Below are 14,766 nucleotides of genomic sequence, written 5' to 3'. Positions count from 1 at the left end.
CGTCAACTCCCGGCGGCCATGGCGGCCGCCGGCCCGCCGACCTGCTGCCAGGCGGTGCCGTTGTACTGGAACACGCCGCCGGCGTTGAGTCCGTAGATCCCGTTGTCGCTCACCGCGAACGCCGTCCCCGGCCCGCCGATCCTGGTCCAGTCCATCGGCGAGTCGTTGTACCGGTAGGCGTCGCCGGTCGTCGGATTTGTTGCCACCAGGCCGTTGTTGCCGGCGGTGATGGTCTTGGCCGGGCCACCGACCTGCTGCCAGGCCGTGCCGTTGTACTGGAACACCCCGGCGGGGTTGAGCCCGTAGATGCCGCGGTCGCTGACCGCGAACGACGTTCCCGGTCCGCCGATCTTCTCCCAGCTCATGGGCGAGTTGGCGTAGAGGTACACGTCCCCGCTCTGCGGATTGGTGGCCAACAGCTTGTGCGAGCCGGCGTAGAGAGTGCCGGCCGGGCCGCCGACCTGGATCCAGTCGGAGCCGCCGGTCCAGTGGTAGACGGCCTGGCCGTCGGGGCTCAGGCCGTAGACGCCGTCGTCGTTGACGGCGAAAGTCCGCCCGGGGCCGCCGATCCTGCTCCAGTTCATCGGGGAACCGTTGTAGTGGTAGATGTCCCCGGTCTGCGGATTGGTGGCGAACAGGCCCGCGCCGCCGGCGTACAGCGCGCCGGCCGGCCCGCCGATCTTGGTCCAGGACTGCCCGTCGTAGGCGAAAACCCCACTGCGATCCGGGGAAAGCGCATACAGTGTGCGCTGCCACGGGCTCGGATGGTCCTGCCAGTTCAGTGGCGCGAGATAGACGCCGCCCTGCCCCCAGCCGGCGGTGCTCACCCACCACTGGCCGCCGTCCTGGATCACCTCGGCCGCGTGCGAGTCGATGTGCCCGGCCTGGTCGCCGATCTGGAAGTGGAACGGGTCGCGGCTGCGGAACACGTCCGTGCCGGTGTAGGAGCCGCGCGGCCCGGTGAACAGGTACCACCAGCCGTCCCGCTGCACGACGAACGGCGACTCGGTCGGGGCCCCGCCGCCGGCGAACGCGACGGTCCGCGCGCTCCAGTGGATCAGATCGGTGCTCGTCCGATAGGCCACCACGGGATCGCCGCCGGACGGGGAAGCGTTGGCGCAGTAGTACATCACCCACTGGTCGCCGATCCGGACCACCATCGGGTCGCGGGCCTCAAGGCCGTCTCGGAACAGCGGGCCGGCCGGAGATCTGGTCCAGTGCCACAGATCCGCCGACGTCGCCAGGTTCAGCTCGGTGCTGGCCGGATCGGCGCCGCCGCCGGCGTAGAACATGTAGTATGTGCCGCCGACGTGGATCACGTGCGGGGCCCAGAGATGGGTCTCCCCGTAGCCGCCGTCGACGGTCAGGGCCATGGGCTGCTTGGTCCACGGGCCGTGCGGTGTCGGGGCGGTGGCGTGGGCGAACTGGATCTCGTGGTCGGGGTCGGCCGGCTCCGGATGCGTGATGCCGAACAGGTGCCAGACGCCGGAATCGTCGCGGACGAAGGTGTGATCGTTGATGTACCACGGTGTCGACTCGCCGACGCTTGGATCGTAGACCTTGCCGAACTGCCCGGCCGCCGTCCACTCCACCGGGTCACCGGCGGCCGGGATGGTGGACAGCAGCAGGGCGATGGCCGGCAGGAGGACGCTTTTCATCGGTGTGCTCCCGAAATCGGGCGGGCCCCGACCGGAGCCGGGGCCCGCGACGACGTGCTACCGCGCGGACCGGTTATTCCGCGACGACGACCGAGGCCGGGCCGCCGATGGTCACCCAGGTGGTGCCGCCCTGCCAGAGGTTGACCGCGTTCCTGCTCGGGGTCAGCCCGAAGATCTGGGACGCGCTGCTGATCTCGAAGTCGGCGCCGGGCCCGCCGATCTGCCGCCAGTCGTTGGCCGCGCCGTTGTTGAGGAAGACGTCGCCGCTGGACGGGTTGGTGGCCAGCAGTCCGCTGCCGCCGGCGTACACCCAGCCGGCCGGGCCGCCCCACTGCGTCCACGCGGTGCCGGAGCCGTTCCACCGGAAGACCGCCCCGCCGTTGGGCGTCAGCCCGAACAGGCTGGTGTTGTTCACCGCGAAGCTCTTGCCGGGGCCGCCGACCTGGTTCCAGACATTCGGCGTGCCGGTGAACTGGTAGATGTTGCCGTTCTGCGGGCTGGTCGCGAACATCCCCGCGCCGCCGGTGTACATCCAGCTGGCCGGGCCGCCGACCTGCGTCCAGGTGGCGCCGGAGCCGGTCCACCGGAACACGCCGCTGCCGTCGGGGGCCAGGCCGTAGAGGTGGATGTAGCCGTCGGTCTCGGGGGCGAAGCCGAAGACCCGGCCGGGGCCGCCGACCCTGGTCCAGCTCTGGCCCGCGCCGGAGTACAGGTAGACGTCGCCGTTCTGCGGGCTGGTGGCGACGACGTAGCCGAAGCCGGCGTAGAGGTTCGCGGCCGGGCCGCCGATCTGGCTCCAGGTGGTGCCGCCCTCCCACTGGAAGACGCCACTCTTGTTCGGGGACAAGGCAACCGCATGGGCGGTGTACTGCGCCGCGTGCGGCTGCAAGGTGGCGGCCAGCGCGCCGTCCACCTTGAGTTGGCGGACCGGTGCGGTGGCCGGCGCGGGCGTCGGCGCGGCCGATGCCTGGGGCGCGACCGCCACGGCGCCGAGCAGCATGGCGACGGCGGCGGTGAGGTGGATTCCCGTTCTCAAGCCGATTCTCATGCTCGGTGATCGTGCCGACGAGGTCTTGTGCAAACCTTGCGCCGCCTGGGAACTCCGACGCCGCGTCAGACTCGCGCGAACTCCTTCGACACCCGGCTCAGCCACTCGACGTCATCCACTACGCCTACCGGCCGCGCCACCGTGGCGGTCTCGGCCGGCGCAGTTCCGGCCGCACGCCGGCGCAGCGCGTCGGCGATGAGCGTCGCTTCGACGGCGGCGTCGCCCCGGGTCCGCGCCCGTTCGGCGGCATCGGGATCGAACCACGGCCGCAGCTGGAGTCGCCCGTCCCAGATCTCGATGATTCGCCGGTGCAGCAAGCGATCCGGCGTGACGTCCGGCGGGTCGGCCAGCGCCACCGTCGGGAACGCGCCCCGCAGCGCCGCCCACAGCGGATCCAGCGCCCGCAGGGATCGCTTGACCCGCAACGAGTTCACCCAGGCGTCGAGCCCGAGCCGGGCCCCGGCGTAGGGCAGCATGATCGCGACCAGGTCGAGCACGATCGCCGTGCGGAACAGGATCCCGATCAGATCCCCGTGCAGGAAGGCGATGTGCTGGCCCAGTTGGTAGCTGATCATCGCGGCCAGCCGGACCAGGCAGTACGCCAGTCCGACCAGCAGCCCCAGGCTCATCAGCGCCATGCCCGCCCGCAGGCCGAACCGGGCGCCGAGCCGTCCGTACGCCCAGGACGTCGTGGCCAGCATGACGACGGAAACCGCCAGATAGCCCAGATACAGGTAGCCGCCGGCGGAAATCACCGGCGCCTGTTCGGCGCTGTCCCGGGTCGCCAGCACTTCCGGGTAGTTGGACCCGAACAACGCGAACAGAACCACGACGCCGACGACTGCCGCGCCGCACCACCACAGTTGCGGACGAACACGCCGCTCCGCCTCGGCGTCGCCGTGGATCATGTGCAGGAACGAGCACTGGAAACAGGTCAGCGACACCAACGTCAGGCAGTTCGACAGCGTGCCGGCCATGTCCGGCACGGACATCGCGTCGACGGCGGCGACCACCGACGTCACCTGCGACGTGACCGACAACGCCAGCGTCGCCATGCCGCGGCAGACCCAGGCCAAGGCCACATTGCCGGACTTGCGCGACAGGTCCCAGAGGCGCACGCACAGGCCGAGCCAGCACAGGCCGACGATGGCGAACAGGATGATCTCGGACAACGGCCTTCCCCGGTCAGCTGAGCGGTGTGGTGAGCGCGGCCTCGATCCGGTCGAGCACCTCGGCCAGCTCCGCCGACAGGTCGGCCCGGCGGTCCCGGCGCAGCCGGCCGCCGCGCTCCAGCACCAGCATCGCGAACAACTCCGCCTGGCGTTCCTCGGGATCGCCGTAGGCGGTGCGGCAGAGCACCTTCCGGATCATCGTCGGGTCGAGGTCGGGCATCAGCAGCTGGAGGACGTCCTGCGGCGACGCGGTCGCCGACGGGTGGCCGCACAGCATGTGCCCGAGCTCGTGCAGGATGATGTGCTCCTGGTGCAGGGCACTGGTCTCGGCCTCGTAGCAGACGAAATCGACGTCACGGGTGGCGATCCACATGCCGCTCGGCCCCTGGCCGGGAGTGCGCACCGGCCGCAGCTCGATCGGCCGGCCGCGGGTCGTGCCCACCGCCCGCGCCAGCTCCCGGACGTCGAACGGATGCGGCACGTTGAGCAGCCCGACGACCTCGTCCAGCCTTCGGTCGCCCGGGCGCATCCGTCCTCCACCGTGTCCACTGCCGGCATTCTCCCAGCTGGCCGGGCCGGACGGAGGCTATTTGTCGGGATGCTCCAGCTTCCACAGCTGCGTGACCATGTCGGCGACGGCCTCCCGGCTGCTCTCCGACAGGTCGGCGCTACGCAGGGCGATCTCGGTGACGCCGGCCGCGCGCAGCATGGCCAGCAGCGTGAGCTGCTCGTCGATCCGCCCGGCCAGCTCGTCGTCGAGGAAATAGGTGACCGGCACCCCGAAGAAGGTGGCCAGCGCGGTCAGGTGCTGCACCGACGGGTTGTCGCGGCGGCCGGTGCGCAGCTGCCAGATGTAGGTGTGGGAGATCGTGACGCCCTGCTGATCGCGGATGGCCTCGGCGACCGAGGCGTAGCTGTGCTCGCTGTCGCCGGCCCGCCGGACGGTGCGGAACAGCCGGTCCAGCCGGTCGGCCAGAGCGCCCATCGCCGCAGACCTCCCATCAGCTGACGTTGACGTCGGGTTCCGAATCGTACGCCCCGATTGACAGGCGAGGTGCGCGGCGTCCATGCTCGGGCATCAACTCACGTTGATGCCGGGCCGGCGGAATGTCAACGATCGGCATCCGGGGAGCGTGGGTGGGGCGACGGGGGGAGACCGGATGCCAACGCAGTTCCGGCTGCTGGGCGACGTCGGGGCGTCGGTCGGTGGCCGCGACATCGACCTGGGATTCCAGCGCCAGCAGTGCGTGCTGGCCGTGCTCCTGGTCGATGCCAACCGGGTCGTGTCCGTGGACGAGCTGGTCGAGCGTGTGTGGGGGGAGCGTGCGCCGCAGCGCGCCCGGACCGCCCTCTACAGCTACCTGTCCCGGCTGCGCGGCGCATTGGCCGTCGCCGAGGACGTGGATCTCGTGCGCCGCAACGGTGGTTACCAACTCGGCGTCGACGAGCAGCACGTGGATCTGCACCGCTTCCGCGACCTGGTCGTCAGGGCCCGTGCCTGCCCGGACGACCGGACCGCCGGCCCGCTGCTGGCCGACGCGCTGGCGTTGTGGCGGGGCGAGGCCTTCAGCGGCTTGGACAGTCCGTGGCTGGACAGCGTGCGCGACACCGCCGAACACGACCGGTTCGCCGCCGAGCTCGATCACGCCGACATCGCACTGCGCTCCGGCCGCCATGCCGACCTGCTGGCCGAGCTGACCGGCCGCACCGCCGACCGGCCGCTGGACGAACGCCTGGCCGGCCAGCTGATGGTCGCCTTGTGCCGCAGCGGCCGGCAGGCCGACGCCATCGGGCACTACCACCACATCCGGGCCCGGCTGGCCGAAGACATCGGGGCCGACCCGTGCCCGCCGCTGCAACGGCTGTATCACCAGATTCTCACTGGCGACCAGGATTTCGACGATCCGGTGGAGCCGGCCCGGCCGCCGGCACCGCGCCAGCTGCCGCCCGCGCCGGCCTGGTTCGTCGGCCGCGGCCGTGAGCTCACCGCCCTCGCCGCCGCCGTGGATCGCTCCGCCGGGGTGATGGCCGTCGCCGCGATCACCGGCGCCGGCGGCGTCGGCAAGTCCTCGCTCGCCCTGCACTGGGCCCACCAGCATGTCGAGGATTTCCCCGACGGGCAGCTGTTCCTGGACCTTCGCGGCTGCACGCCCGGCGAGGAGCCGCTCAGCCCGGCGGCCGCCATCCGTGTACTCCTGGCCGGTCTCGGGGTCGGGCCGGACCGCGTGCCGCTCGACCTCGACGCGCGGATCGGCCTGTACCGCAGCAAAGTCGCCGATCGGCGGATGCTGGTCGTGCTGGACAACGCCGCCGACGCCGCCCAGGTCGCGCCGCTGCTTCCCGGCAGCCCAGCCTGCACCGTGCTCGTCACCAGCCGGGATCGCCTGGCCGGCCTGGTCAACACCTATGGGGCCCAACCCTTGTCGGTCACCGGGCTGCCCGCCGTCGAGGCCCGGGCGTTGCTCACCGCTCGTCTGGGCGTGGCCAGGCTTTCCGCCGAGCCCCGAGCCGTCGACGACGTGATCACCCACTGCGCCGGGCTGCCGCTGGCCCTGACCATCGTCGCCGGCCGCGCCGCCGCCCAGCCCTCGCTCCCGATCGAGGATCTGGCCGCCGAACTCCGTGACCCCGCAACCCGATTGTCCGCGCTCGACGACGGCCCCGACGCCAGCCTGCCGGCCGCGCTGGGCCGATCCCACGCCACGCTCGACCCCGACCAGGCCGCCGCCTTCGCCCTGCTTGGTCTTGCCCCCGGCCCCGACATCAGCGTCCCTGCCGCGGCCGCCCTGCTCGACCTGACCCCCGCCCTCGCCGGGGCGCTGCTCCGCTCCCTGGACCGGGTTTCCCTTGTCCAGCAACCAAATCCCGGCTGCTACCGGCTGGACGAGCTGACCCGCCTGTTCGCCGCCGACCGTGCCCACCGCGACATCCCCGCCGCCGACCGGGATTCCGCCCTCCGACGCCTGGCCGACTTCCACCGCCACCCCGCCCTCGCCTGGCTGCCCCGCTACCACCGCCCGCTTCCCGACCTCATGTCCCCCGGCACTCGCCCGCGCCGGATCTTCGCCATGCACGGCCCGGACTCCGGCGCCGAACGCTGAGCAACGCCCGTCTCGGCGCGGCTGAATGGTCACTGTCCGCAACCGCTACTTGCCATGATGGAAAGTCGACCCTAGACTTTCCATCATGGAAACTAACAGGCAGGCCGCCGGACGGCCCGACGCGACGGCCGCCGCCGAGGCTCTCGACAGCATCTCCGACGTGCGCGAACGCATCGCCACGCGGGTCGTCAGCCCCTGGTGGTACCACTTGGGCCTCGGCCTCTCGGTGCTGCTCGTGTTCGGCTCCATCGACCTGGACCGCGACTTCGCTCCGTTCGGAGTGATCGTCGGCGGCGTGCTGCTGCCCACCGCCCTGGTCTGGGCGGCCAAGCGCGCCACCGGCGTCGCCATCGACCGCTCGGCCGCGCCGCTCGGCGTCCGCCACGTCAACGGCTTCTACCTGATCGCGCTCGTCGTCCTCGGCGGCCTCGGGCTGTGGGCCCGCCTCGGCCTCGACCTGCTCGGCGCGATGACCGCCGCCGGCGTCGTGGCCGCGGTCCTGACCGTCGTCATCGGCCTGCGGACCGACCGGGCCTGGCGCGCCGGGGTGCAGGCCGGCCGATGACCGAACCCGCCTTCGACGAGCTCATCCACCCGCCCCACCGGCTCAAGATGTGCGCCATCCTCGCCACCGCCCAGTCCTGGGAGTTCTCCACCATCCGCGACATGCTCGACGTCAGCGACTCCGTCCTGAGCAAGCAGGTCAAGGTGTTACAGGACGCCGGCTACGTCACCGTCACCAAGGCCCCCCACAACTCCCGCACTCGCACCTGGCTCGCCCTGACCGAGACCGGCCGCGCCGCGCTGGCCGCGCACCTGGCCGAGCTGCGCCGCATCACCGACCTCGCCAGCGTCGCGGATTTCCCCTCCGCCAACTGAATCCGGCCAGAGGTCCCGGCCGGCGATGTCCACTATGGATCGATAGTGGACCCTTCTGTTCCGATGTGGACGGTCTCGATCACGACTCCCACACCGATGTGCTCGTCGCCCTGCTGCACGCCGTCGGCGCCACCACCAAGGCCGTCACGCAGCGCGCCGCCCAGCTCAGCGAGCTCGTCTGGGCCAACGCCGCCGTCCGCGACGTCATCCAGTCCGTCGTCGCCAGCCTCGCCGCCGTGGCCGCCGCCGGCAGTTGACCACGGGCTACGGATCCGTCGCACGCGTCATGGAGCCAGGGCGGGGCCAGTGGAGTCGCGGATGACCAGTTCCGGTTGGAACAGCGACTCACCGCGCGGGCCGGGCCGGCCACGGATCTCGTCGATCAGCATGAGTGCGGCCTGCCGACCGATGCGCAGCACGGGTTGGCGGACGGTGGTCAGTGGCGGACCGGTGTGGTTCATCAGGATCGAGTCGTCCGCGCCGATGACCGAGAGCTGCTCTGGCACGGCCAGCCCGCGCTGGCGAAGGGCGTGGATCAGGCCCAGTGCGAGGAGATCGGAGCTGCAGACCACGGCGGTCATGCCCTGGGCGAGCACCTTCTGCGCGACGGCGTAGCCGCCGTCCACGCCGTCGAAGGTCTCCATCGTCGGCAGCAGCGCCGCCTCGCCGAGGTGGCGGACGATGGCGCGGCGGAACCCGACGACCCGGCGCGCGGCCGGGGTGCGGCGGGTGTCGGTGACGGCGAGCCCGATGCGGCGGTGCCCGAGCTTGACCAGGTGCTCCACGGCCAGCATGCCCGCGACCTCGTCGTCAGTGGACAGGAACGGGGCGTCGACGCCGTCGAGATAGCCGTTGATGAGCACGATCGGCAGCCGCTGGTCCACCAGGCTCGTGTAGCGGGCGATGTCGAGCGTCGGGTCGGTGTGCAGGCCGGAGACGAACAGGATCCCGGAGACACCGTGCTCGCGCAGCATCTCGACGTACTCGTCCTCCTGCGGGCCGTCGGGCGCCTGGGCGCACAGGACCGGCGTGAACCGCTCCCGCGACAGGTTCGCGCTGATCACCTGGGCGAACAGCGGGAACACGGGGTTGTCCAGTTCGGGCACGACCAGCCCGACCAGCCCGGCGCCGCGGGACCGCAGCCGGTCCGGCCGCTCGATGTTGAGCACGTCCAGCGCGGTCCACACCGCCTGTTTCGCCGCCTCGCTGACCCCGGGATGCCCGTTGAGCACGCGCGAGACCGTGGCCTTGCTGTATCCGGACCGGTCGGCGATGTCCTGCAGTGGAACGGCCATGGCGCATTTCTAGCAGTGGGCTGCCGTGCTGACAACAAATTCTGCGATGATCGTTTCAGAATCTGCGATCACCGTTGTGGCCGCCTTGTGACACCCCTACCGTCGCTGCTATGTCTTCCTTCGCGACCACGGCGCCGGTCCTGCTCGCGGCGCCCCACCACGACGGATCGGGGTTCGACGTCAGCAACCCGGAGCCGGCGCTGGGCGAACGCGTCAGCGTGGTGCTGCGCACCCCGATCGGCCCGGAGGCCGAGCCGGTGGACCGCGTGTGGGTGCGCACGACCCCCGACGGCGACCCGGTGCACGTGCCGGCACGGGTGGACCGGCGCACGGTCAACGAGGTGTGGTGGCGCGCGAACCTCACCGTGCGCAATCCGGTTACCCGCTACCGGTTCCTGCTCGAAGGCCCGCGCGGGCCGCGGTGGTGCACCGCCGCCGGCACCTCGGTCCACGACGGGCCCGACGCCACCGACTTCGCCCTGCTCGCCGATTCCGCCGCCCCGGCATGGACCCGCGACGCGGTGATCTACCAGGTGTTCCCGGACCGCTTCGCGCGTTCGTCGGCGGCCGCGGGCCGGCCGCAACCGGGCTGGGCGGTCCCCGCCGGGTGGGACGAGCCGGTGATCGGGCGCGGTCCGCTGACTCCGCGCCAGTTGTACGGCGGCGATCTCGACGGGGTGCGTGACCGGCTCGACCACATCGCCGCGCTGGGAGCCAATGCCCTCTACCTCACCCCGATCTTCACCGCCGAGTCCAGCCACCGCTACAACGCCTCGTCGTTCACACAAGTCGATCCGCTGCTGGGAGGCAACGCCGCGTACGCGCGACTGTGCGCGGCCGTGCATGCGCGTGGCTGGCACATCATCGGCGACCTCACCCTCAACCACATCGGCGACGGCCATCCCTGGTTCCGGATCGCCCGCGACGACCCGGTCGCCACCGAGAGGTCGATGTTCTACTTCGACGCGGACACCACCCGCGGCTACGAGGCCTGGTGCGAGGTGCCGTCGCTGCCCAAGCTGAACTGGGCCTCACCGCAGCTGCGGCGACAGTTGATCGACGGGCCGGACTCAGTGGGCGGTCGCTGGCTTCGTCCACCGTACGAGCAGGACGGATGGCGCATCGACGTCGCGAACATGGTGGGACGCCGTGGAATCGACGACCACACCGCCGCCGTCGTCGCCACCCTGCGCCAGACGCTCGCCGCGACCGGCCGCGACCGGGTGCTGATCGCCGAGCACAGCCACGACGCCAGCGGCGATCTGGCCCGCTGCGGCTGGCACGGCACGATGAACTACGCCGGCTTCACTCAGGCCGTGTGGTCCTGGCTGCGCGGCCCCGACGCGGCCTTCCCGCTGCTCGGGCTGCCCGTCCCACGGCCGCGGCTCCCCGGCGCCACCGCGATGGCGGTCATGCGGAGCTTCGCCGCCGTCACGCCGCGGATGCGGTGGGATCGTTCATGGAACCTGCTCGGGTCGCACGACACCGCTCGGATCGCCTCGGTCCTGGCCGGAACCGGCTGCGAGGAGGTCGCGATCGGGCTGCTGTGCACGTTGCCCGGCACCCCGATGATCTTCGCCGGGGACGAGATCGGGCTGCCCGGCCGCTGGGGCGAGGACGGCCGTCGCCCGATGCCCTGGCACCGCCTCGATTCCTGGAACCGGGCGACCCTGCACCACTACCGCGCGCTGATCGCTCTGCGCCACGCGCATCGGTGCCTGCGCGAGGGAGCGCACCGCTGGGTCCACCTCGCCGACGACGCCCTGATCTACCTGCGCGAGACCGCGGACCAACGGCTGCTCGTGCTCGCCGCCCGCGCCCCGCACCGGCCCGTGGCGCTGCCCGCCGCTCCGCTGGGCCTCACCGCCGGCTCGGCGGCCAACGTCCACGGCGGCGCCGCCGACCTGCCCCGCAGTGAAACCAAGATCCTCTTGCCCGGCGACGGCCCGACCTTCCAGGTGTGGCAGCTCCCCGGAGAAAACCGATGAGCAGCAAATGCGGCTGGCTTGTGCTGCGCCCTACGGCGACCACCGGTGTCGACCTGAAGCCTGGAGACCCCGCTCGCCGCTCTCCGGGCGTGGTCCGAGCAACACATGGCCTCGCGCTCGGCCGCGCCAACGCCCACTCGCACGGCACGCACTCATGCCGACGAGTGGAGGGCAGCTCGGAGTCACGACGGTGACGGGCCGAGCCAGTTCAGAATCAACGGGTTCATCGTCGCGGGCGCCTCCAGCGTCGGCAGATGACCGGCCCATGGCAGGCGGACCCGCACCGCGCCCGGAATCGACGCGGCCAGCTGGTCCGCGGTGCTCCGGAAGTAGTCGACATCGTGATCACCCGACACGACAACGGTTCGCGCCGTCACCGCTGACAGGTCGAAATCCGCGTTGCGGACGAAGGCCGACTCCCGCGACTGCGCCGCATCACCGGCGGCAAGCTGAATCTCGAACGTCAGCCGCTGCATCCGCATCACCACTTCACGGGTCGCCGCCGAGGCCGCCGGCCCCAGCAGCGTCGCCACGTTCAGCTCCGCCGCCCCCGCGATGTCGCCGGCTGCCAGCAGTTCCTCCTCGCGAGCGCTGAACTCCATGATCGCAGCCGTCGGCGGGTGGAGGCGGGTCGCAGCGCACAACAGGATCAGCTCCGACACCCGCTCCGGCCACCGCGCGGCGATCTCCTGCGCGACCCGACCGCCATACGAGGCGCCGACGATCGCGGCCTTGCCGACACCCAACGAGTCGAGCAGGGTACGGACATCCTCCGCCGCGTTGAACGGCTCCGCCGGCGCCGGCGACTGCCCGTGCCCACGGAAATCGCACCGCACCACCCGGTACCCCGCGTCGACCAGCAACCCCCATTGCGGATCCCACATCCGCCGGTCGCCGACCGAGGAGTGCAGGAGCACAACCGCCGGCCCGACTCCGGCAACGTCGTAGGCAAGTCCCGTCACGCAGCGACGATAGCCGGCGCCGACCGCGAGAAGCCGCCAAGACCGTTCTGTTGGTGTGGTTGCGGTGTGTCCACGATCGCCGCCCGGCCCGGGGTCCATGCCGAGTAGCGGTTGTGGCTGGGTCAGAGCAACTCCAGGAGGATGCCGTCTTCGGCTTCCTCACCACCGGGACCGTGGTCGCGGATGATGTCGACGATGTCGTCGAACAGCGTCGGGCCCTTGCCCTGGCGTGCGTCGGCGATCCTGGCCTCTACGCTCGGACGGTTCGACGGATGGCAGGTGAGCAGCACCGCCTCCAGCCATCGGGTCTTCGCCTGATGGCCGAGCGCGGACCGGGACGAGTCGGAGTTGAACCATCTCAGCACCCATCCGTTGCCGGGTGTTCCGAAGCCTCCTCGAAGTATGTCGTTGAAGGCGTCCAGGTTCCCCTGCCACGTGTGGTGGCACAGCAGTCGGGAGAACTCGTGGGCAAAGCCGTCGATGTCGGAGAAGCGAGCTCCGTCCACGACCAACACCGGTAGTCCGTCGCGGTGGTCGGCCATCCGCCAAGCATGCCATCTTTGCCGTCCAACGCGACCCCGGACCCGGCCACGGCACGACGGTGGCATCGCATCCGGCTCGGCCGCTTCGGGCACGCCGTGACAGCGGGCCGCGGAGCGGCCCGCCGCCACGGGATCGAGGTCAGCTCGGAATGATGGACTGGTCGTTGAGCACCCGGTCGGTCAGGTGGTCGTGCCAGGTGAGCCACACGATTCTCGGGTCGTCGCCGTTGTTGTAGGCGATGAGGTTTGGGCCGGTGAGGGACCGGGTCGGGGTCTCGGCGCCGTTGGGCACGCCCACCGGCCCCTTCCACGGACCGTTCTCCTCCATGTACGAGGACATCACGCGGAACTCGGTCTCGCGCCATGCCAGTCGCAAGCCGGTGCCGAGGGTCAGGTTGGGTCCGCTGCGGGCGGGCACCAGCGCGGGCGGGCTGAGGCTGTTCGCGCCCGGCGCCGCGATCTGCTGCGGCGCCCACCGGTTGTTGGCGTAGCGGGAGTAGAACAGCCGGGAGTCCGAATTGAGCCCGCGCCAGGCCATCGCGATGCCCGTGTTGGTCGCGGTGAGCGAAGGCGCGTCGCCACTGCCGCCGTCGGGCACCGCGTGTTGGACGGCCCCCCACGAGGTGCCGTCCAACGTCCAGGTCATGTACAAGCCGGAGTCGGGGCCGCGCCACGCCACATACAGGACGTTGTCGAACACCGCCATGGTCGGCATGTTCAGGGTGTTCGAGCCGGTCACGGCGCTGGGCGGGCTCCAGTTCGTGCCGTCACCGCTGGTCGCCACATAGATCCTCGAGTCCTGGTCGCCCTTCCATGCCAGCGCGACCCGATTGCCCCAGCCGGCGAGCGCGGGCCCGATGTCGGTGCGCGCGTACATCGACTTCGCGACGCTCTGGCCGTTGCGGTTGATCGTCGCCGTCCAGATGGAGTTGTCCCCCGTCACGCCCTTCCAGGCGAAGAACTCGCCGTTGAACACCGTGATCGCGGGTCTACTGCTGCTCTGGCCGAGCATGGAGTACGCCGACGCGCTCGGCGTGAACGCCAGCATCGCGAGCATGGCTGCCGCTAAAACGACTGTCAGTCTTCGCATATCGCCCATACAAGCAGCGCCACTGCGCGTGCATGAACCGTCGCCGATGATGACTGCACCATGGGGCGGATGCCGATTCCGGTGTTGTGAAAGGCGCTCGGTTTGCGGTACGGCATCATGCCGGTGCGGGAGCGATCACGTCTGGGGGCAGATCGCCGCGTGATCCGGCGCCGAGAAAGGGCGTCACGAGACGGAGCAGTTCTCGGGGGCGGTCCAGCGGGATGATGTGGCCGCAGTCCGGGATGACGTGCCCGGTGAGATCGTCGGTGATGGGGTGTAGTTGCTTTTCGAGCGCGGTGCCGACCGGGTGGGCGCCGATCGCCAACGTGGGCATGGTGATCCGGCGGTCGATGACCGCGTCGTCGAGCTGGCGGGCGCTGGCGGGCATTGCGCGGTAGTAGGAGAAGGCGCAGCGCAGGGCGTCCGGTCCGGTGTAGGCGTCGATGAACGCGGCGCGGAGGTCCGGGGGTACGCCGTGGCCGCGGGTGCCGGCCGCGAGGAACCAGTCGATGTACTGCTCCTCGTGTCCGATCAGCACTTTCTCGGCGAGGCCGGGGACGGCGTGGAAGCCGAACCACCAGGGTGGGCCGGCGGCGAGGAAGTCCTCGGCGCCGGGCAGCGAGCCGAGCAGCGCCTCCATGACGACCAGCCGTCGTATCCGGTCGGGGTGCCGCAGGGCGAGCAGGACGGCGACCGGGGTTCCGGCGTCGATGGCGATCACGGCGGCGGTGGGTTCGGCGAGGGCGTCGAGGATTCCGGTGATGTCGTCGGCCAGTGTGCCGGCGTCGTAGCCGTCCGATGCACGGGTGCTGGCCCCGAATCCGCGTAGGTCCGGGGCGATGACCCGGTGATGCCTGGACAACGGGCCGATGATCTTGCTCCAGAGCCGCCAGGTGTGCGGAAAGCCGTGCAGCAGCACGATCGCCGGCCCGGCGCCGGCCGTGGCCACGGTGAGGCGGATGTCGTTGACGGCGATCCGGCGCACCTGGACGGTTGCGGACACGATGCCTCCTAGTGGTTACCATTGGTGA

15 protein-coding genes are annotated in these 14,766 nt (G+C 70.9%); 5 read left to right on the top strand and 10 right to left on the bottom strand.

Features of this window, described 5'->3' with window-relative positions; translation table 11 throughout:
- Nucleotides 1-2: 2 nt before the first annotated feature.
- The 5 genes from ACIG5F_RS04615 to ACIG5F_RS04595 all read right to left on the bottom strand — a co-directional run bounded on the left by ACIG5F_RS04615 (nt 3) and on the right by ACIG5F_RS04595 (nt 4,863).
- Entirely contained in the window at nt 3-1,658 is a 1,656-nt protein-coding gene (locus tag ACIG5F_RS04615) for a tectonin domain-containing protein (RefSeq protein WP_396515989.1), read from the bottom strand.
- A 73-nt stretch (nt 1,659-1,731) separates the two neighbouring features.
- Nucleotides 1,732-2,706, bottom strand: coding sequence for a hypothetical protein (locus ACIG5F_RS04610; RefSeq protein ID WP_396515988.1), 975 nt, complete (start codon nt 2,704-2,706; stop codon nt 1,732-1,734).
- A gap of 65 nt (nt 2,707-2,771) precedes the next feature.
- Entirely contained in the window at nt 2,772-3,878 is a 1,107-nt protein-coding gene (locus ACIG5F_RS04605; protein WP_396515987.1) for an MAB_1171c family putative transporter, read from the bottom strand.
- 13 nt (nt 3,879-3,891) lie between these two features.
- Nucleotides 3,892-4,407: a hypothetical protein gene (locus ACIG5F_RS04600; protein ID WP_396515986.1), complete on the bottom strand. Its 516-nt coding sequence runs from the start codon at nt 4,405-4,407 to the stop codon at nt 3,892-3,894.
- Nucleotides 4,408-4,464: 57 nt separating this feature from the next.
- Nucleotides 4,465-4,863 (bottom strand): helix-turn-helix domain-containing protein, encoded by a 399-nt coding sequence (locus tag ACIG5F_RS04595; protein ID WP_396515985.1) that lies wholly within the window; start codon nt 4,861-4,863, stop codon nt 4,465-4,467.
- 175 nt (nt 4,864-5,038) lie between these two features.
- Here ACIG5F_RS04595 and ACIG5F_RS04590 point away from each other — a divergent pair, with 175 nt between their 5' ends.
- From ACIG5F_RS04590 to ACIG5F_RS04575, 4 genes are all read left to right on the top strand, one after another.
- Nucleotides 5,039-6,979 carry a BTAD domain-containing putative transcriptional regulator gene (locus ACIG5F_RS04590; protein WP_396515984.1) on the top strand — a complete coding sequence of 647 codons (1,941 nt, stop codon included), beginning with the start codon at nt 5,039-5,041 and terminating at the stop codon, nt 6,977-6,979.
- Nucleotides 6,980-7,064: 85 nt separating this feature from the next.
- The gene (locus ACIG5F_RS04585) at nt 7,065-7,544 is read left to right on the top strand and encodes a hypothetical protein (protein WP_396515983.1); all 480 of its coding nucleotides are present in this window, start codon (nt 7,065-7,067) and stop codon (nt 7,542-7,544) included.
- On the top strand, nt 7,541-7,858 hold the full coding sequence (locus ACIG5F_RS04580) for a transcriptional regulator (protein ID WP_396515982.1): 318 nt from the start codon (nt 7,541-7,543) through the stop codon (nt 7,856-7,858). The genes ACIG5F_RS04585 and ACIG5F_RS04580 overlap by 4 nt, the downstream gene beginning before the upstream one ends.
- Nucleotides 7,859-7,923: 65 nt before the next feature.
- On the top strand, nt 7,924-8,115 hold the full coding sequence (locus tag ACIG5F_RS04575; protein WP_396515981.1) for a hypothetical protein: 192 nt from the start codon (nt 7,924-7,926) through the stop codon (nt 8,113-8,115).
- 27 nt (nt 8,116-8,142) lie between these two features.
- Here ACIG5F_RS04575 and ACIG5F_RS04570 read toward each other — a convergent pair whose 3' ends face one another.
- A complete protein-coding gene (locus ACIG5F_RS04570) occupies nt 8,143-9,153 on the bottom strand; it encodes a LacI family DNA-binding transcriptional regulator (protein ID WP_396515980.1) in 1,011 nt (336 codons plus the stop codon).
- Nucleotides 9,154-9,263: 110 nt separating this feature from the next.
- Here ACIG5F_RS04570 and ACIG5F_RS04565 point away from each other — a divergent pair, with 110 nt between their 5' ends.
- The gene (locus ACIG5F_RS04565) at nt 9,264-11,141 is read left to right on the top strand and encodes a glycoside hydrolase family 13 protein (RefSeq protein ID WP_396515979.1); all 1,878 of its coding nucleotides are present in this window, start codon (nt 9,264-9,266) and stop codon (nt 11,139-11,141) included.
- Nucleotides 11,142-11,323: 182 nt separating this feature from the next.
- Here ACIG5F_RS04565 and ACIG5F_RS04560 read toward each other — a convergent pair whose 3' ends face one another.
- The 4 genes from ACIG5F_RS04560 to ACIG5F_RS04545 all read right to left on the bottom strand — a co-directional run bounded on the left by ACIG5F_RS04560 (nt 11,324) and on the right by ACIG5F_RS04545 (nt 14,738).
- Entirely contained in the window at nt 11,324-12,202 is an 879-nt protein-coding gene (locus ACIG5F_RS04560; RefSeq protein WP_396515978.1) for an alpha/beta fold hydrolase, read from the bottom strand.
- Between the two features lie 23 nt (nt 12,203-12,225).
- The gene (locus tag ACIG5F_RS04555) at nt 12,226-12,645 is read right to left on the bottom strand and encodes a barstar family protein (protein WP_396515977.1); all 420 of its coding nucleotides are present in this window, start codon (nt 12,643-12,645) and stop codon (nt 12,226-12,228) included.
- Nucleotides 12,646-12,784: 139 nt separating this feature from the next.
- On the bottom strand, nt 12,785-13,702 hold the full coding sequence (locus ACIG5F_RS04550; protein ID WP_396515976.1) for a hypothetical protein: 918 nt from the start codon (nt 13,700-13,702) through the stop codon (nt 12,785-12,787).
- A 148-nt stretch (nt 13,703-13,850) separates the two neighbouring features.
- A complete protein-coding gene (locus ACIG5F_RS04545; RefSeq protein ID WP_396515975.1) occupies nt 13,851-14,738 on the bottom strand; it encodes an alpha/beta fold hydrolase in 888 nt (295 codons plus the stop codon).
- Between the last annotated feature and the right edge of the window lie 28 nt (nt 14,739-14,766).

This window comes from Kutzneria sp. NPDC052558 (assembly GCF_044547355.1).
In the GTDB taxonomy this organism is placed as follows: domain Bacteria; phylum Actinomycetota; class Actinomycetes; order Mycobacteriales; family Pseudonocardiaceae; genus Kutzneria.
Note: the sequence above shows the minus strand (reverse complement) of the source record. Positions and strands in the feature narration are given on the sequence as shown.